General features: G+C 72.0%; 17 protein-coding genes. 6 read left to right on the forward strand and 11 right to left on the reverse strand.

What is annotated here, in order from left to right:
* The 5 genes from VF289_RS01515 to VF289_RS01535 all read left to right on the forward strand — a co-directional run.
* Nucleotides 1–428 (forward strand): hypothetical protein (locus tag VF289_RS01515; protein ID WP_330880389.1); only part of this gene is annotated, 428 nt, incomplete at its 5' end.
* A complete protein-coding gene (locus VF289_RS01520; RefSeq protein WP_330880391.1) occupies nucleotides 425–943 on the forward strand; it encodes a hypothetical protein in 519 nt (172 codons plus the stop codon). The genes VF289_RS01515 and VF289_RS01520, both read left to right, overlap by 4 nt.
* A complete protein-coding gene (locus VF289_RS01525; RefSeq protein WP_330880393.1) occupies nucleotides 940–1,986 on the forward strand; it encodes an SURF1 family protein in 1,047 nt (348 codons plus the stop codon). The genes VF289_RS01520 and VF289_RS01525 overlap by 4 nt, the downstream gene beginning before the upstream one ends.
* 52 nt (nucleotides 1,987–2,038) lie before the next feature.
* Nucleotides 2,039–2,818 (forward strand): glycerophosphodiester phosphodiesterase family protein, encoded by a 780-nt coding sequence (locus tag VF289_RS01530; RefSeq protein WP_330880395.1) that lies wholly within the window; start codon nucleotides 2,039–2,041, stop codon nucleotides 2,816–2,818.
* A 150-nt stretch (nucleotides 2,819–2,968) separates the two neighbouring features.
* Nucleotides 2,969–3,319: an RNA polymerase-binding protein RbpA gene (locus VF289_RS01535; protein WP_330880397.1), complete on the forward strand. Its 351-nt coding sequence runs from the start codon at nucleotides 2,969–2,971 to the stop codon at nucleotides 3,317–3,319.
* Nucleotides 3,320–3,503: 184 nt separating this feature from the next.
* Here the strand turns inward: VF289_RS01535 and VF289_RS01540 are convergent, their stop codons facing one another.
* The 9 genes from VF289_RS01540 to VF289_RS01580 form a co-directional block, all read right to left on the reverse strand.
* Nucleotides 3,504–4,094: an FxsA family protein gene (locus VF289_RS01540; protein ID WP_330880399.1), complete on the reverse strand. Its 591-nt coding sequence runs from the start codon at nucleotides 4,092–4,094 to the stop codon at nucleotides 3,504–3,506.
* A 37-nt stretch (nucleotides 4,095–4,131) separates the two neighbouring features.
* Nucleotides 4,132–4,887 (reverse strand): polyprenol monophosphomannose synthase, encoded by a 756-nt coding sequence (locus tag VF289_RS01545; protein ID WP_330880401.1) that lies wholly within the window; start codon nucleotides 4,885–4,887, stop codon nucleotides 4,132–4,134.
* A gap of 2 nt (nucleotides 4,888–4,889) precedes the next feature.
* Nucleotides 4,890–6,569, reverse strand: a complete 1,680-nt coding sequence (gene lnt, locus VF289_RS01550; RefSeq protein WP_330880403.1) for an apolipoprotein N-acyltransferase — start codon at nucleotides 6,567–6,569, stop codon at nucleotides 4,890–4,892.
* Entirely contained in the window at nucleotides 6,566–7,330 is a 765-nt protein-coding gene (locus VF289_RS01555) for a hypothetical protein (protein WP_330880405.1), read from the reverse strand. Before VF289_RS01555 ends, lnt begins: the two co-directional genes overlap by 4 nt.
* A 35-nt stretch (nucleotides 7,331–7,365) precedes the next feature.
* Nucleotides 7,366–10,293: a DEAD/DEAH box helicase gene (locus VF289_RS01560; protein WP_330880407.1), complete on the reverse strand. Its 2,928-nt coding sequence runs from the start codon at nucleotides 10,291–10,293 to the stop codon at nucleotides 7,366–7,368.
* Entirely contained in the window at nucleotides 10,290–11,255 is a 966-nt protein-coding gene (locus tag VF289_RS01565) for a diacylglycerol/lipid kinase family protein (protein WP_330880409.1), read from the reverse strand. The genes VF289_RS01560 and VF289_RS01565 overlap by 4 nt, the downstream gene beginning before the upstream one ends.
* Nucleotides 11,252–12,160 carry a twin-arginine translocase subunit TatC gene (tatC, locus tag VF289_RS01570; protein WP_330880411.1) on the reverse strand — a complete coding sequence of 303 codons (909 nt, stop codon included), beginning with the start codon at nucleotides 12,158–12,160 and terminating at the stop codon, nucleotides 11,252–11,254. Before tatC ends, VF289_RS01565 begins: the two co-directional genes overlap by 4 nt.
* Nucleotides 12,161–12,243: 83 nt before the next feature.
* A complete protein-coding gene (tatA, locus tag VF289_RS01575) occupies nucleotides 12,244–12,582 on the reverse strand; it encodes a Sec-independent protein translocase subunit TatA (protein WP_330880413.1) in 339 nt (112 codons plus the stop codon).
* A 133-nt stretch (nucleotides 12,583–12,715) separates the two neighbouring features.
* The gene (locus VF289_RS01580) at nucleotides 12,716–14,734 is read right to left on the reverse strand and encodes a WYL domain-containing protein (RefSeq protein ID WP_330880414.1); all 2,019 of its coding nucleotides are present in this window, start codon (nucleotides 14,732–14,734) and stop codon (nucleotides 12,716–12,718) included.
* Nucleotides 14,735–14,800: 66 nt separating this feature from the next.
* Between VF289_RS01580 and VF289_RS01585 the strand changes: the two genes are divergently transcribed.
* Nucleotides 14,801–15,916: a DUF3866 family protein gene (locus VF289_RS01585; RefSeq protein ID WP_330880416.1), complete on the forward strand. Its 1,116-nt coding sequence runs from the start codon at nucleotides 14,801–14,803 to the stop codon at nucleotides 15,914–15,916.
* Nucleotides 15,917–15,995: 79 nt separating this feature from the next.
* Here VF289_RS01585 and VF289_RS01590 read toward each other — a convergent pair whose 3' ends face one another.
* Both VF289_RS01590 and hisG read right to left on the reverse strand, forming a co-directional pair.
* Nucleotides 15,996–16,460: a PH domain-containing protein gene (locus tag VF289_RS01590; RefSeq protein WP_330880418.1), complete on the reverse strand. Its 465-nt coding sequence runs from the start codon at nucleotides 16,458–16,460 to the stop codon at nucleotides 15,996–15,998.
* Nucleotides 16,461–16,467: 7 nt separating this feature from the next.
* The gene (gene hisG, locus VF289_RS01595) at nucleotides 16,468–17,325 is read right to left on the reverse strand and encodes an ATP phosphoribosyltransferase (RefSeq protein ID WP_330880420.1); all 858 of its coding nucleotides are present in this window, start codon (nucleotides 17,323–17,325) and stop codon (nucleotides 16,468–16,470) included.
* Between the last annotated feature and the right edge of the window lie 83 nt (nucleotides 17,326–17,408).

Consider the following 17,408-nt stretch of genomic DNA (forward strand, 5'->3'; position numbering starts at 1 on the left):
ATATGCCCACGATCGATCCCGAGGTCGAGAAGGACGCGATCAACATCGTCGGCACGGACGGCACCGGAACCGTCGCCGTGGACATGGAGTACGTCCCGGCGGAGGAGATCGAGAGCCGCTACGGCGGCACCGTCGATGAGCCGGAGGTCGGGAAGGAGTGGCTCGTGGTCACGGCCAAGCAGACCGTCACCGAGGGCGAGCTGGGACTGAACCCGGCCTCGTTCGACGTCATCACGCCCTACGGTGGCGAGATCGGGCCGGCCAGCGCCACCTACGGCATGAAGGGCTCCGGCACGGACGGACCCATGGACTTCACCGAGGGCGACGAGTACACGATCAAGATCCTGTTCGACGTGAAGCGCGCCAAGGGCCTCGAGCTGAACTACACGACCTACAGCGATGATTACCGTTGGGATGTTCCTGCGTGACCCGCAGCCAGCGCTTCAACCCGCCGCCGAACTGGCCGGAGCCGCCGCATGACGGCTGGGTCCCGCCGGAGGACTTCCGCCCCGGGTACTCCTGGGGTCCTGTCCCGGCCGGGTGGAGGCTCTGGCACCACGACGACTCAGCCGGTCGGGGGCCGGCACCGCTCCAGGACTCCGAGGATGTCCCGGCCAGCGGTGCCCGCCCCCGGCAGCGGGTCGAGCAGTACCCCGTCGCCGTCCTGAACCCGGGGATGTGGGCGGAGAACCATCTGCAGCACGAGGACTACGGGTTTCCCCCGGCGAAGCCCCGGACCCCCCGTCCTCGGCTGCGCCTGGGCGTCACGATCACCGTCACGGCCCTGGGCTTCGTGATCGCCGCAGCGACCGCGGTGATGTTCGTGATGCTCGTCGATTTCGCTGTCGAGGACCTGGCCGGAGTGGTGGGCGGAGCCTCGGGAATGCTGCCCACCGCCGAGACGATGATCGATCCCGGCGCGGGCTCCGCGGTTCGGGGATGACTGCCCCGGCCACCCGTCGAGAGATCCTGCTCAGCCGCGACACCCTGTTGGGCCTGGTCGCCGTGCTCGTCCTCGCCGCGATCTGCGTGCTCCTGGGCATGTGGCAGTTCGGACGCTACGAGGAACGCCGGGACGAGGCCGCGGTGATCCGCACCAACTACGATGCGGCGCCCGTCGCATTGGATCAGGTCCTTCCCGACCACGAGGCGCCCCTCCCCTCGGCCGACGCCTGGACCCCGGTCACCATGGAAGGCAGCTACTGCACCGATGCGGAGTGCGTGCTGTACGTCCGCAACCGGCAGCTCTCGGGAACGGTCGGCTTCTGGCAGCTGGTCCCCTTCCGGACCGAGGACGGCACCACCCTGCTGGTGGTGCGCGGCTGGGTGCCCTCCGACAGCGGCGAGTCGAGCCCTGCGGATCCCCCGCCCGTCCCCGACGGTGAGCAGACGGTGACCGCGCGGCTGCGCCCCGCCGAGGTGGTCCTGGATCGTGAGCCTCCTCCGGGCCAGACCCATTCGGTCAATCCCCGGCAGTCCGCCGGGCTGATGGGCCTGGGCTCGGCGGACCTCGTCTCCGGGGCCTACGGCGAACTGCTCGCCGAGGAGCCCGCCGTCGAGAAGCCCGCCGCGCTGCCCGCCCCCGACACCAGCCTGGGCCCGCATCTGTCCTACGCCTTCCAGTGGTGGATCTTCGCCCTGTTCTTCCCCGCCGCCCTCCTCTATCGCACCCGCAGCCGCTTCCAGGACCTCGCGGCCGAGACACGGGAGCTGGAGCTGGAGGCAGGGCGCCGCGGGAGCAGCACGGAGCCGAATGCGGAGGCGACACCCGAGGCTGGGACCACCGGGGCCGGGACCACCGCTCACCAGGCGGACTCCCGCACTGCACCCCCCGGCCATGGCGAGGACCGCGGCGCGCCGGGCACCGGTCCGGCGCGCTCGCCCCGCCGCAGCGACGATCAACGACCCCGGCGCGCGGTGCGCACCCGCCGTCGCGGCCAGGACGAGGAGGAAGAGGATGCACTCATCGATCAGCAGGGCCACTGACAGGGCCACCGACGGGGCGACTCGTCGGGCCACTGACAGCGCCGATCGGACGGTGGCGGCTCCCCGCTCCCGGTTCCTGCCCGGGCCCCGCCCGCGACGCATCGCCCACCGCGGCCTCGCCCTCGACGCGCCGGAGAACACCCTGCGCGCCTTCGAGGACGCGCTGCGCGCGGGCGCCGACATGCTCGAGACCGACACCCGCGCCACGCGGGACGCCCTCGCGCTCGCGGTCCACGACGAGGATCTGGCCCGGATCGCCGGGGATCCGCGACGGATCGATCAGCTCAGCGCCCACGAGGCCGGGAGCGTGCGCCTGGACGGCGGGGAACCGCTCGCGATGCTCGAGGACGTCCTGGGGACCTTCCGCGATGTCCCGGTCAACATCGATGTCAAGGCGCCCTCGGCGATCGGTCCCGCGGTCGCGGCGATCAGTCGCACGCGCAGCGCCGATCGCGTCTGCATCGCCGGCTTCGACGGCGACGTGGTCCGCAGGACGATCGCCACCCTTCGCGCCGCCACCGGCGTCACGGCGGTGCGGAGCCCCTCGCGCGGCGTGATGGCCGGCTTCCTCGCCGCCCGCGCCGTGGAGGCCCCGGACCGGGTAATCGCCCGGATGCTGGGTCCGTACGGTGCGCTCCAGGTGCCCGAGGAGCATCGCGGCGTGGAGATCGTCACCCGCGCCAACGTCGCCGCCGCCCATCGGGCCGGGTGCGAGGTGCATGTCTGGACCGTCGATGACCCCGTGACCATGCAGGATCTGCTGGTCAAGGGTGTGGATGGTATCATCACCAATCGCGTCGATCTGCTCTCCGAGCTGCTCGACGGCGCCTGAGCCACGAGACCCGGGACGGCCCGGCGGCGACCGCGGGCTCCGGGAACAGAACCGGTTCCCCGGGCGTTGACAGCACCGGGCGTCACCACCCGCAGACCACTCCGGACGGCACGCCGTCCGACCCCACCCCCGGCAGGAAGCGAGAACCGCATGAACAGCCGCAGCCTGCGAGGCACCCGACTGGGCTCCCTCTCCATGGAGACCGACGAGGGCGTGCTCGCCGCACCGCGCCAGGAGGCCGTCTACGACTGCCCCAACGGCCACACGATCGTCCTCCCCTTCTCGGTCGAGGCCGACGTTCCGGCCACCTGGGTGTGCCGCTGCAACGCCTCCGCGCTCCTGCGCGACCACGAGCGCCCCGAGGAGAAGCCGGGCAAGCCCGTGCGCACCCACTGGGACATGCTGCTCGAGCGTCGCAGCGAGGAGGACCTCCAGGTGCTCCTGGACCAGCGACTCGAGCTGCTGCGTGCCGGCAAGCTCCACCAGCGCCGCAACCTCTGATCCACCGCAGCGCACACCCTCACAGCACAGCGCCCCCGTTCCGCCAGAAGGCGGTGACGGGGGCGCTGTCCTGTGAGATGGATCCCCGGCGCGACTGTCCGGGCTGAGGGCGCCTGTCCAGGATCGGGGGCCGGTGCCGGACCGGGCGACACGCCCGAACCGAGCGATAGCCCTGGATCGGGCGTCAGTCCTGGATCAGGGTGGGCGGGGTGCCGTTCTCGCCGTTCGTGCGCGAGGAGCGGTTCTCGAGCACGATCTCGCCGTCGATGACGCCGGCACCGGAGCGCTTGTAGAGCACCGTCCGCGCCCCGGAGGACCCGCTGCCGAGGCCCATCGCCCGCACGGAGCGGCGCTGGACCGGGGTGAACAGAAGCACCAGGCCGATGAGATCCGTGAGCAGACCCGGGAAGAAGAAGAACACCGCCGAGAGCAGGGTGAACGCCGGACGGGAGAGATGGTCCTGCACGTCACCCCGGCCGCGCACGGCCCGCAGCAGGGAGCGCAGGCGCACGAAGGACTGCTGCCCCGCCGCGACCACGAGCGCGATGCCGATCACCCATCCCACGGCGATGATCAGAACCGACCACCACAGACTGGTGTTGACCCCGATCAGCACCAGGATCGCGAGCTCGATCAGACCCACCGCGAGGATGCCGAGCGGGAGCAGTCGACCCCAGCGCGACGTGGAGCGCGGCGACGTGGAGCGGGGAGGCGTGGCGCCCGGCGCTGACGTGCTGGCGGAGGGGTCCTGGCTGCTGCCCTGCTGTGTGGCCACGGGGGGCTCCTTCCTGGGGCGTGCGACTCGTTCCAGACTAGCGCAGGGCCTTGCGAAGGCCCTGGATGCGCCGTGAGAGGCCCCAGGACGTCACCTTCACCAGCGCCTCGCGCACGATGCCGGAGGACATCTTGCTCGCTCCCTCGGTGCGCTCGTCGAAATCGATGGGCACCTCCGCGATGGTGGCGCCCAGGTCCCGGGCGCGACGGGTCATGTCGACCTGGAAGCAGTAGCCCTGGGAGGCGACGTCTGCGGCGACCAGCTGCTCCAGCAGCTCGGCGCGGAACACGCGGTATCCGGCAGTGGCGTCGCTGACGCCGATCCCCAGCAGCACCCGCACATAGAGGTTCGCTCCTCGGGAGAGCAGCAGGCGTCGCAGCGGCCAGTCGTGGACCGCTCCGCGCGGCACCCAGCGCGAACCGATCGCGAGATCGGCGCCGCGGCGCACCGCCTCGAGCAGCCGTGGCAGCTGCTCGGGCCGGTGCGAGGCGTCCGCGTCCATCTCCGCGAGCTGCTGGTAGCCGTGCTCGAGCCCCCAGGCGAAACCGGCGAGATAGGCGGGGCCGAGTCCCTGCTTCCCGGCGCGGTGCAGCACGTGCACGGCGGGGTCCGTGGCGGCGACGGATTCCGCCCACTCCCCTGTGCCGTCGGGCGAGGAGTCGTCGACCACGAGCACGTCGACCTCCGGCACCGCCGCGCGCAGGCGCCGCAGGGTGCCGGGCAGCGCATCGCGCTCGTCGTAGGTGGGGATCACCACCAGGGTGGGCGGCAGAGGGGCGTTGGACGGGTGCACGGTCACTCTCCTCGACGGCGGGACGCGCTCCGCGACGACGCACTGCGCGACAGAGCACGGCGGTCGCTCGCCACGGCGGCCAGCAGACCGATCACGCCCAGGGCGCTCAGACCCACCGCGATCCAGGGCCCGGCGGCGACAGCGGGCGTGATGCCCGTGCGCAGCGGGACGTCGGCGAGCAGCGCCCCCTGATCCCAGTGGTCCACGAAGTCGATCTGTCGGCCCTCGGGACTGAAGATCGCGGAGTGGCCGACGGTCGAGATGTGGACCACGCTGCGGCCGGACATCACGGCCATGACCCGGGCCTGGGCGAGCTGCTGGACCGCCTCGTGGGAGTCGCCGAACAGGGCGTTGTTGGACTGGACCACGATCACCTCCGCCCCCTCGTCGACCACGTCGTGGACCAGGGAGTCGTAGGCGATCTCGAAGCAGATCAGCAGGCCCGCCCGATCCGCGCCCTGACCCAGTGCCTCGAGGTCCATCACCCCGACCTCCTCGCCGGGGAGCATGTCGAGGGAGACCAGATCCACCTTGTCGGTGACCTGACGGAAGAGATCGCGCATCGGGACGTACTCGCCGAAGGGCACGGGGTGCCGCTTGGTGTAGGAGTACGGGGTCGTGCCGTCGGGGGTGAACAGCACCGACTGGTTCAGGCGGGTGGTCTCCCCGACCCGGGTCTGGGTGCCCACCAGGACCGGCGCACCGGCGTCCTCGGCGGCGGCGGTCAGCTGGGAGGCGAGGTAGGGATCCTGGCGCGGATCCCAGCCGGTGGAGTCCTCGGGCCAGACGATCAGGTCCAGCTCGGTGCCGTTCTGCGAGGTCCGGTCGATGACCTCCCGGGTGACGCTGAGGTGGTTGTCGAAGACGTCGTCGGGCATGGTGAAGGAGACCGGGTCGATCTCGCTCATCGAGCCCTGGATGGCGGCGACGGTCATCGAGGGACGGTCCACGGGGGCCCGGTTCATCGGATGCGGCACCACGACGGTGGCCAGCACCGCGGCGACAGCGATCGCGAAGGGCCACACGCCGGAGAAGCCGGTGAAGCCGCGGCGGCGACGTCCCAGCACGGCCATGGCGCCGAAGAGCAGCAGCTGTCCCAGCAGCCCGACCACGAAGGCGAGTCCGGCGATGCCGATCCACGGGCTCAGATGCAGCAGCGGGGACTCGGCGAGGGCGAAGGCGCTCGCCCCCCACGGCAGCCCGCCCCAGGGAGCGCTGCTGCGCAGGGTCTCGACCCCCACCCACAGCGCCGAGACCACCAGTGCGGTGGACAGGCACAGCCCCCGGCGGACCATCACGGTGCGGGCCAGCAGCCCGAACAGCACGATGTACAGCGCCTCGAACACGCCGAGCGCGATCCAGGGCAAGGTGCCGGCGTAGGTGCTCGCCCACTGGGTCAACGGGATGAACAGCGCCAGACCCCACACCAGGGAGACCAGCGCCGCGAGCAGCGCGGAGCGGACCAGCAGTGCTGCTCCGAGCAGGGCGATCGCCACCGGCAGCAGCATCCAGAGGTCATAGGGAGGGAAGGCCAGCAGGGCGCAGAACCCGCCGGCAGCGCCGCACAGCAGGGCGAGCGGCCACGGAGTGGGATCGAACTCGTCCCGCGCTCGCACTGCGCCTCGGCGGGTCCGGTCCGCCGCCGCGGCTCCCGCCGCGGTCGTCGCGGCGTGCGCGCTCACGCCCCGGCCTGCCCGAGCCGATCGTGGAGGATCCGGCCCTCCACCACGGTCCGCAGCACACGCGGCGTGCCCTGGTCGAGGTCCGGCAGCAGCGGGGTGCGGGAGCGCGGATCGGTGGACCAGCTGTCCACCCGCTCCGCGTGGGACTGCACGGTGAGGTCCCAGGGCTCCCACACCACGAAGGTCGCGGGCAGTCCCGTCTGCAGGCTGCCCGGGTGCCGGTGGCCGGCCACCCGCTGACCTCCGCGGGTGGCGGCCAGGAAGGCGGCGCGATCGCTGATCCGCTGAGCCGGTGTGCTGGTGCGGGCGGCACCGCGCACCCAGTCCCAGGGGTCGGCCGCCGCGGGCTCCCCGGCCGAGCCGAAGGCGAGCGGAGTGCCTGCGGCGAGCAGGTCCAGATAGTCGGCGGTCTCGGTGAGCGGGGCGACGATCTGCACCCCGTCCCGCTCCCCCGTCGGGCCGGGCAGGCGCAGCACGATGCCGCGCGAGGCGGCGTCCGCCTCGTCCGCCGGGTCCGGTGCGGCGCCGTCCGGGGTCGCGGCGGCGTCGACGAATCCGGGCGTGACCAGACAGCCGGTGGCATCGATCTCCGGGACGTCGCCGTGGAGCACCCGGGCGGTGTCCTCGGGACCTGTCCAGGCGATCAGGCCGTCGGCGACGAGCATCGCCGCTGCCTCGGGGTCCTTGGCGCTGTACAGCACGATGCCCGTGTACAGCGTCGGGGGTGCGATCGGGGTCTCGATGGTGTCGTTCTGGCTCACGGGTCCCAGCCTCTCGCGTTCTCCTGGGAGAAGGCTCATCGGTCGATCTCCTGCGCCACCAGACCGCGGCGCACGGCCCGCACGGCCTCCCGCGCCACCGGACCCAGCTCGTCGTCGGTGGTGAGCTGATCCAGGAGGTCGATGACCTGCCGGCAGTGCCGGACGAAGTCCCCGGGCGGCAGGTCGTTGCCCTCGAGCGCCGCGGCGAGATGGGCGCCACGCGCCCAGCGGTGCACGATCCCGGCGATCGCCGGATCGGGCGCGGTGGTGGGCGTGATCCCGTGCCGGGTCTCGGCGGCCTGGAGAGCTGTGGCCTGGCGCGCGGAGGCCGCCAGGGCGTTCTCGACGGTGGGATCGGGGAGCACCTCCGGGGCCCGGTCGTCGCGCCGCGTCTCATGGACCGCGGCGGAGACCACCGCGGCGAGGCCGGCGGCGTCGAGACCGGACCATGCACCCTGCTCGAGGCACTGCGCGATCAGCAGGTCCCGGTCGCTGAACAGCCGTCGCAGGCGCAGACCGCTCGAGGTGGGCCGCAGCTCGGGATCGGCCTGGTCAGGCCCGGGCGTCTGCTCCGCGTCGCGCTCGAGGTAGCCCAGCTCGACCAGCAGATCGGTGAGACGGTCGAACTGGCGGGCCAGGGAGCTGGTGCGGCCACGGATGCGGCGCTGGACGCCCTCGAGCTCCGCGCGGGACTCCCGCCAGCGGCTCACCCAGCGCAGGTGCGATGCGAGGTCGGGGCACTCGGCGCAGGGGTGCGCGGTGAGCTCGGCGCGCAGCGCGAGCAGCTGCTCGTCGGTCGCGGCGGTCGAGGCCGTGCGGGCGGCGCGACGGCGCACCTCCCGCCGGGCGTCGTCGTCCTGGCCGGCCAGACGCTGACGCAGCGCCGCGGCGGTGTCCTTGCGCACCTTGCCGCTGCCCAGGGAGTCCTGCCGTGGCAGACGCAGCGTGTCGATGACGGCCGGCGGCGAGGGCACGTCCCCCGGCCGCAGGCTGCGCCGACGCCCCTCGGTGTCCAGCAGATCGACCTGCGGGCCGCCGAGCACGGCGCGGTCCACGTCCAGCACCACGGCATAGCCGCGGCGCTTCCCGCCGGGCAGGGCGATGACCTCCCCGCGGCGCAGGTCCCCGAGCGCGCTGCGGGTGCGATCGCGGTCCGCCTCCGCCCGGGCCCGGGACAGCGCCTTCTCCCTCTGCGCGACGGCCTCCTGGACCTCGGCGTACTCCAGCAGGTCTCCCCGCCCGCAGGTGACGGCCTCGCGATAGTCCTCGATCGTGTCCTCGAGCTCCCGGGCGCGACGGGCCAGGCCCACCACGGAGCGGTCGGCCTGGAACTGGGCGAAGCTGGTCTCGAGCGTCTCGCGGGCACGGGAGAGGTCGAAGCGGTCCAGCAGGTTCACCGCCATGTTCGGGGTGGGCCGGAAGGCTGAACGCAGCGGATAGGTGCGCTTGGAGGCCAGCGAGGCCACGGCCGGAGCGTCGAAGCCGGGCCCGGCGAGCACCACGGCATGGCCTTCGGTGTCGATGCCGCGACGCCCGGCCCGGCCGGTGAGCTGCGTGAACTCCCCCGCGGTGAGATCGGCGTGCTCGACCCCGTTGAACTTCACCAGCTTCTCGAGCACGACGGAGCGGGCGGGCATGTTGATGCCCAGGGCGAGGGTCTCGGTGGCGAAGACGACCTTGAGCAGCCCCTGGGCGAACAGCTGCTCGACGATGGTCTTGAGCAGCGGCAGCATGCCGGCGTGGTGGGCCGCGAAGCCGTCCAGCGCCGCCCGTCGGAAGGTGTCGAGGGAGAGCACCTCCTCGTCTTCCACACCGATCCCCGCCAGCTGCTCGTCCAGCACTGCACGGATCGCTCGCCGCTCCGCGTCATCGGTGAGGCGCAGGCGCGCACGGGCACATTGCTGCACCGCCCCGTCGCAGCCGGCGCGGGAGAAGATGAACATGATGGCGGGCAGCAGGGCCGCTCGGTCGAGCAGCTCCACGACGTCCGGCCGACGGGCGGGGCGCAGGCTGCCGCCGCGGCGGTCGTCCTGGCGGTGCGGACCGCTGCCCGGGCCGCCTCCCCCGCCCTTGCGCTTGTGCGGAGGGCGGTGCTGTCCGGAGCCGCGGGGACGATGCCGGCCGCTGGTCCCCCGGCGGCCGCGGTAGCCCTTGCCCCGGGAGCCGCCCGTGCGCTCATCCACCGGGAGCGAGAACGAGGTGATGCGCTCGATCTCCGGATTGACCTGGCGATCCGCTCGGGCGCCCGGGCCGTGGGAGACCACCGCCTCCCCGTCCGCGTCGACGAAGAGATCCAGCAGCTCGTCACCGATCACGACGTGCTGCCACAGCGGTACCGGCCGGGTCTCGGAGACGATGATCTCGGTGCGGCCGCGCACCTCCTGAAGCCATGCACCGAACTCCTCGGCATTGGAGACCGTGGCGGAGAGGGAGACCAGCTGGACTGCGGCATCGAGGTGGATGATCACCTCCTCCCAGACCGGCCCGCGCAGCCGGTCGGCGAGGTAGTGCACCTCGTCCATGACCACGAAGCCGAGACCGGTGAGCAGGTCGGAATCGGCGTAGAGCATGTTGCGCAGCACCTCGGTGGTCATCACCACCACCTCGGCGTCGGGGCGGATCGACGTGTCCCCCGTCAGCAGGCCCACCCTGTCCGCGCCCAGCCAGTCCACCAGCTCGCCGAACTTCTGGTTCGACAGGGCCTTGATGGGGGCCGTGTAGAAGACCTTCTGCCCGCGGGCAAGGGCCAGATGCACCGCGAACTCCCCGACCACGGTCTTGCCGGCTCCGGTGGGTGCGGCGACCAGCACGGAGCTGCCGCGCTCGAGGGTCCGTCCGGCGGCCAGCTGGAAGTCGTCCAGGGTGAAGGGGTAGCGGTGGGTGAAGGCGGAGAGCTCGGCGGCGTCGCGCTCGTGCGGCGTCTGCGCCCTCCAGCGTGCATAGCGCTCGGCGGGTGAGGTCACTGCGCTCCTTCGGCGACGGGGTCCAGCCCGCGCACGGTCGAGGGGTCGGCGAGCAGACGGACGGCGCCGGGGAGCACGCGCGCGGTCAGCGGCAGCATCGCACGGGGCTCGCCGTCCGCATAGGCGCGCAGCGACCGGCCATGGCGCAGCCCCACGCGCACCTCTCGCACCGGGCGGATGTCGACGGCGTCCAGGGAGGTGTGGGTGCCGGCGAAGACCTTCGGGAACAGCCTCAGCAGCTGCGCCCTCCCGATCCCGGAGACCGTGGCCAGCTCGAGCTGGCCGTCGTCGATCCGCGCATCCGGCACCATCTTCATGCCGCGTCCGAAGACGCCCGAGCTGCACAGGGTCAGGATCGTCGCGTCGACGTCGAGGCGTTCCCCGCCGTCGACCTCGATCCAGAACGGCAGGGGCGCGAAGGCGGGCAGCTCTCGCAGCACCGCAGTGGTGTAGCGGATGCTGTGCCCGGTGCGAGCGCTGTTGGCCCGGGCGTTGACCAGTGCGTCGAAGCCGAGGTTCACGTTGCCGAGCGCCAGGGAGCGGTGGGGCGGGGCGTGGTCGCCGTCGGCGGTGATCTCGATCGCGTCGATGGTCACGACCGGGCGGGACAGCGCGTGCAGCAGGGCGCGGGTGGAGGACTCGGGGTCGTTGACCGTCAGCCCCAGTGCGCGGGCGAAGTCGTTGCCGCTGCCGGCGGGAACGATCCCGAGGCGCACCGGCGTCTCCGCCACGATCTCGGCCCCGAGGGAGACGGTGCCGTCACCGCCCACCACCACCAGCGCCGTCAGGGAGTCCCGGACCTCCTCCGCCCGGGCCCGTGCCACCGGGGCGGAGGGTCCCGAGAGGTCGACCACGGAGATGCCGGCCAGTCGCAGCAGGTGGCCCACCTGTCGGCCCACGCGGTGCGCGGTCCCTTGGGCCGCCGTCGGGTTCGACAGCAGGCCCACGCGGAGCCTGCTCACCGCCCGTCCTCGTCGTCGTCCAGACGCGACGGCCCGTCGATCGACTCGACCTCGTCGTCGATCCGGCTGGCCTCGTCGTCGGCGAGGTCCTCGTCGCCGCTGCGGCGAGCCACCCGCCGATCATGGATCAGCGCGATGACGATGGCGCCGAAGAAGAGGCTCGCGATCGCGGCCGACATCGCGATGAGGGTGATCGGCTCGGGCGTCGGGACCATCACCGCGGTGAAGGCGAAGCTGAGGAAGATGATCCAGCGCCAGGCCTTGAGCATGGAGCGACCGCTGATCAGGCCCATGAAGTTCATCAGGACCATCACCACCGGGATCACGAAGGCGATGCCGAAGGCGAGCATGGTCTTGATCAGCAGGGCGAGATACTGGTCGTAGGGGATGATCTGAGAGGTCGACCCCTCGGTGGGCGTGAAGCTCATCAGCACCGGGACCAGCTGGTTCACCGCCCAGTAGCCTGCCAGGCAGCCGAGGAAGAACAGCGGGATGGCGCTGCCGAAGAAGCCGATCGCGTACTTGCGCTCGTTGCGGTGCAGCCCCGGCATGACGAACAGCCAGATCTGGGCGATGATCATCGGCGAGGACAGGATCAGCCCGATGTACGCGGCCATCTGCAGCTTGACGTTCAGGCCCTGGCCCACGCCCTGGAAGTTGATCAGCGCCTCGAGGTCCGAGTTCTCTCCGGCCGCCTCGATCGGAGCCTTCACCGCATCGAAGACCCAGGGGAAGAGGAACCAGCCGACGATGGAGAGCAGCAGCACCGTGACGGCGCTGATCACCAGCCGGTTGCGCAGCTCGACGAGGTGCTCGCCCAGCGACATCCGGCCTTCGGGGTCCCTGCCCCGCCTCCTCGCGGGCTTGGTCTCGGACTGCTCGCGTCCCTGCGTATCACTCGCCACGGATCTGCTTCCTCCCAGCGCTCCGGGTCCGGTCGATCACTCGCCCGGACCCGCTGTCGACGACGCCTGCGGCGTCGGGATGCTCAGTCGCGGCGGTAGGAGTCGTCGTCCTCACGAGCGCGGACCGGCTCGCGGTCACGATCAGCCTCGTCGCGCGGATCGAACTCGCGGTCGTCGCGTCGCTCGGACCGGTCGTCACGGGCATCGCGCTCGTCACGGGAGCGGGAGGAGCGCGCGGGACGCTCGTCCTCCTCGTCCTCAGGAGCCTTCTCGTCGCCGCGCAGCTCCTCGACCTCGCTCTTGAAGATGCGCATGGACTTGCCCATGTTGCGGGCCAGGCCCGGGAGCTTGTTGGCCCCGAACAGGAGGATCACGAGCACGATCAGCAGCACGATCGCCCAGGGGTTGCGGAAGAAGTTCATGGAAGTCCCTTTCAACAGCGCCACGGTACAGCGCGGGCGCACCTATCATCCCACAGCGGACTGGGCGCCTGACGGGCCGCCCGGGTGGCGGCACGAGCCCACCGCACGGCGGGCTGTCCCAGGGTAGCGCTCGCTACCGGGTGTGACGTTCAGCGCCACCGCGTGCGACGGTCACGATCGTGTCTCTCACCTCACGCGGAGAGAGCGCCTCGGCGGCCCCGGCGGATTCGAGCACGGCGTCCACCAGAGGGGCGAGCACAGGAGAGTCCAGGCGGGCGTAGGTCGCCGCCTCCTCACCCTCCGCATCCCTCAGCTCCGCGGCCGCGAAGGACTCCGCGATCCAGTGCCCGGCCGGACCCAGTCGCAGCCAGACCTCACCGTCGACCCGGCCGGCCAGCGCCTCGCCGTGCGCGACCTCCGGGCGACTCATCGGCGTCCCGGCGGGAAGCAGCTCGACGACCCGGTCGAGGCGGAAACGGCGCTCCGCCCCGGCCAGCTCGCAGTGGGCCAGCAGGTAGGAGCGCGCGCCATCGGTCTCGAGACGCAGCGGTCGGATCCGGCGCACGCTCGTGCCCGGACGGTCCGAGGAGGAGTAGCGGATGGTGAGAGAGGCCTCCTCGGATCCGGGGGCGGCGCGCAGCGCCGCATGCACCGCGCCCAGCACCTGCTCGGCCCGGTCCGCGGTGCGGGCGGCCATCTCGTCCGCCGTCGTCGCCTCGGCGATCTCGGCACGGGTCGGGACCTCTGCGCCGTCGGCGGTGGACTGATCACCCGGCTCGGCGGTGCCGGCGACCGCGGCCAGCAGCTTCGCGCGGGCGGAGTCGACCACGTCCTCGGCCTGGCCGGCGGCCGGTTCGAGCGTGGCGAGACCGGCGAGCAGGGCCGTGCTCTCGACCGCGCTGAGGCTCAGCGCCCGGCGCAGCGGTTCGGCATTGCGCACCCGGACGGTGCCGTGCTCCCACTCCGCCTCGATGAGGTCCTCCCAGCCGGCGCCCATGTCGCCGCAGACGAAGAGCACCTGGAGGTCGGTGACGAGCTGCTTCTCGGAGACGTCGAGCGCCTCGGTGAGCTCCGACAGCGCGACCTCGCCGCGCGACATGACGTACGAGGCCACGGAGATCAGGCGGGAGAGGTGGTCCCCGCTCTGCGGCGTGATCCGGATCCGGGGCGAGGGGCGCACTGCTGCGCCGTCGAGGCCCGACAGCTCCGGCTCGCCCTCATGGCGGTCGGCGATCGAGGTGAGGACCTCCCCGATCTCCTCACGCCAGAGCGCGGGCTCCTGCAGCTCGACCCAGCGCACGTCGGCCAGCAGCAGGCGGCGGGCGACCGGCCGCGGGAGCCGGGGCAGACGGAATCCCTCCGCCTCCAGCGAGGCGCCGGCGCGGTCCCGCAGCGACAGCGCCTTGTAGGGCGCTGCGCGGACGGTCGCGACCTCCCGATCGTCGCTGTCGAGCATGGTCCCCAGGACGTCCGCGAGATCGGTCCTCTCCGGGCGGGGGCGGGTCGCGGCGGCGGCGTCCGACGGGAAGGACTCGATCCGGGAGGCACGGAAGACGCGCGGCGCGGCGCGGTCCAGGTCCCAGCCGTGGATGTACCAGTGGCCGTCGAGGACTCCGACCACCCAGGGCTCGACCCGGCGCCGGGACGGGGCGCCGTGGGTGCTGCGGTACATGAAGTGCACCGAGCGGCCGGCGACCACCGCCTCCAGCAGCGGAGTCAGCACCGGCAGCGACTCGACGGCTCCTCGCGGGGTGCGTCGCAGCAGATCGGGATCCGCGTCGTGCCCGAGGCTCAGCAGCTTCGCACGCACGCGGCGCGCCGCTCCCCCGGCGGCGGCCGTGTCCCAGGCGCGGCTCGCCGCGAGCAGCACCGTGTACTCCTCGGTGGTGAGATCCAGCACCGCGCCGGAGCGGGCGGTGTCGATCCGATAGTGGACGGTGTTCTCGTCCAGCACGTCGCGTTCGGTCACCAGCGGCAGGCCGAGCTCGATGATGGCGGCCTTGTCCCGCTCGAACATCCGTTCCGCGGCCTGGTCGGAGACCGCTTCGGCGTAGTCGGGGATCACCGCGAACAGCTTCGCGCGGTCGATCCGACGGCGCGAACCGATCGTCATGATGACGTTGAGCAGTCTCTCCACACTCTTGGCAGCCACTCCGCCAGGGTAGCCGCCGAGGCCGCTGAGTGCGTCCCTGCCGCGCCGCGGCCCTAGGCTGAGCCCATGCTGCGATGGGAACGGGGAACCGTGAAGAGCGCTCTGAGCTCCTGGCCAGGGGTGGAGCGGGTCGAGGTGGAGCTCGACGAGGATGCCGGCACGATCCCCGCGATCGCCTACCGGGAGCTGACGGGCAGGCCGCGTCCGGGCGAGGTGGTGCTGCTGAACACCAATGCGCTGCGCCGGGAGCTCGGCACGGGCGGTGACGCCATGGTGGTCGCACGCCCGGATGCACTGGCCTCCCCCGAGGAGACCGAGGGCCACATGGTCAAGGCCCGGTACACGCCGATGCAGACCATCGTGGACGCGATCGACGACCCCGCCGGGGAGCACTACGAGACCGTCCGCGCTGCCAAGAGCCTCGAGGGGATGCCCGTGGTGGTGGCGGACCTCCACTCCTCCCTGCCCGCGATCATCGCGGGCATCCGCGCACAGCGCCGCTCGGCGCGCATCGCGTACATCCACACAGATGCGGCCGCGCTCCCGGCCGCCTACTCCCGCAGCGCGGCACGGCTGCGCGGGGCAGATCTGCTGACCTCGGTGATCAGTGCCGGCCAGTCCTTCGGCGGTGATCTCGAGGCGGTCACCGTGCACTCGGCGCTGCTCGGCGCCAAGCACGTCGTGCGGGCGGACATCGCGATCGTGATCCAGGGGCCCGGCAACCTCGGCACGGGCACCGGGTGGGGCTTCTCCGGGGTGCAGGCCGCCGAGGCGCTGCACGCGACCGCCGTGCTCGGCGGGCAGGGCGTGGCGACGCTGCGGGTCTCCGGGGCCGACGAGCGCGAACGCCACCACGGCCTGTCCCATCACTCCTCGACCGTCTACGGGCGGGCGCTTCTCACGCCGGCGCATCTGCCCGTGCTGCCCCGCACGGACTCCCGATACAACGGTTTTCATGAGTCTGTGCGCAAACAGGTGAAATCCACGATCCTCAAGCCGGCGAAGAAGCGCGGGGTCCTGCACCATCTCACCGAGGTCGATGCCAAGGGTTTGCGGGACGCGCTCGAGGAGATGCCGGTGCGGATGACCACCATGGGCCGCACCCTCGCCGAGGACACCCCGGCCTTCCAGTACGCGGCGCTGGCAGGACGCTGCGCCGCGCTGCTCGCACCCCGCGACTGATCGCGCCGAGCGGATCGTCGCGGAACGGGACGACTCGGAACGGGATGTCTCGGAACGGGATGTCTCGGAGCGGGACGTCTCAGACCTCGGAGGCCTCGCCGCGCTCTCGCATCAGGCGCTGCAGCAGGTGGGCGGCATCGATCGCACGGCGGCCGTCGTAGCGCTGGATCGCGTGCAGCGGGAGGGTGGAGCCGTCGGCGAGGTCGAGATGCGCCCACGGATCCCCCATCGGGAAGCTGATCCCGATCACCTCGGCCCAGTCCAGGGAGCGGGTCCGCAGGAGGTTGCGCACCTCGAGCATCTCGGGTCGGGCGGTGACCTTCACCGACGCCTCGAGGTGGCAGAAGAGGACCACCAGCACGCCCGCACCGATCAGTCCCAGACGGCCGCCCCACTGGAAGCTGGTGATCAGCAGGGCACCGCCGATCATCCCCGCCATCACGATGGCGGCGCTGGAGTAGGCGGCCACACGCACCGCCCGCGGGCGCAGCACGATAGTGGCCCGGCCCTCCCCGCCCTCGTGCTCCGGTCCGGGGATGCTCATGGTCATCTCAGATGCGGCAGGCCTGGATCGCGGTGACCAGGATGGCGCGGGCGCCGGCGTCGTAGAGCTCGTCCATCATCCGATGCGCGGAGCGGCTGTCCACCATCGCGCGCACCGCCGACCACTCACCGCCGTGCAGCGGAGAGACCGTCGGGGACTGCAGGCCGGGAGTGATCTCCACGGCCCGCTCGAGGAGTGCGGAGGGGATGTCGTAGTCGAGCATCACGTACTCGCGAGCCACCAGCACACCGCGGATGCGCCGCTCGAGGACCTCGAGCGCGTGGGCGGACTCCTCGTCCAGCTCCATGCCGGGGCGGGAGAAGAGCACGGCCTGACTGGTCATGATCGCCTCGCCGAAGGGTTCGAGCCCGGCCTGGCGCAGCGTGGTCCCGGTCTCGACCACATCGGCGATCACGTCCGCGACACCGAGCCGGATCGAGGACTCGACCGCGCCGTCGAGGTGGACCACCTCGGCGCGGATCCCGCGCTCGGCGAGGTAGTCCTCGACGAGATTCTCGTAGCTGGTGGCGATGCGTGTGCCCTGCAGCTCGGAGACCTCGCTGCGAGTGCCGGCCGGGGCGGCGAAGCGGAAGGTGGAGCCGGCGAAGCCCAGCGGCAGGATCTCATCTGCCGGGGTGCGGGAGTCCAGGAGCATGTCCTGACCGGTGATGCCGACGTCCACCGTGCCGGACCCGACGTACACCGCGATGTCGCGCGGTCGCAGATGGAACAGCTCCACGCCGTTCTCCTCGTCGACCACGACGAGCTCCTTGGCCGAGCCGCGACGCCGGTAGCCGGCCTCGTGGAGCAGATCGGCGGCGGGCTCGGAGAGGGCCCCCTTGTTGGGAACGGCGATGCGGAGCACGGAACCTCCTCGGCCGACGGAGCGGCCACGGGTCGGGCGGGCCGTCGCAGCGGCCACAGGGTCTGGGGAACGGGAGCGCGGGA

Origin of the sequence: Brachybacterium sp., assembly GCF_036379615.1 — a bacterium.
Classification (GTDB): Bacteria; Actinomycetota; Actinomycetes; order Actinomycetales; family Dermabacteraceae; genus Brachybacterium.

What these genes read in the sequence shown, in the direction of transcription:
- tatA (WP_330880413.1), bottom strand. Translation starts at nt 12,582, where the DNA reads ATGAACTTCTTCCGCAACCCCTGGGCGATCGTGCTGCTGATCGTGCTC.
- VF289_RS01525 (WP_330880393.1), top strand. Translation starts at nt 940, where the DNA reads ATGACTGCCCCGGCCACCCGTCGAGAGATCCTGCTCAGCCGCGACACC.
- VF289_RS01590 (WP_330880418.1), bottom strand. Translation starts at nt 16,460, where the DNA reads ATGAGCATCCCCGGACCGGAGCACGAGGGCGGGGAGGGCCGGGCCACT.
- VF289_RS01535 (WP_330880397.1), top strand. Translation starts at nt 2,969, where the DNA reads ATGAACAGCCGCAGCCTGCGAGGCACCCGACTGGGCTCCCTCTCCATG.
- VF289_RS01585 (WP_330880416.1), top strand. Translation starts at nt 14,801, where the DNA reads ATGCTGCGATGGGAACGGGGAACCGTGAAGAGCGCTCTGAGCTCCTGG.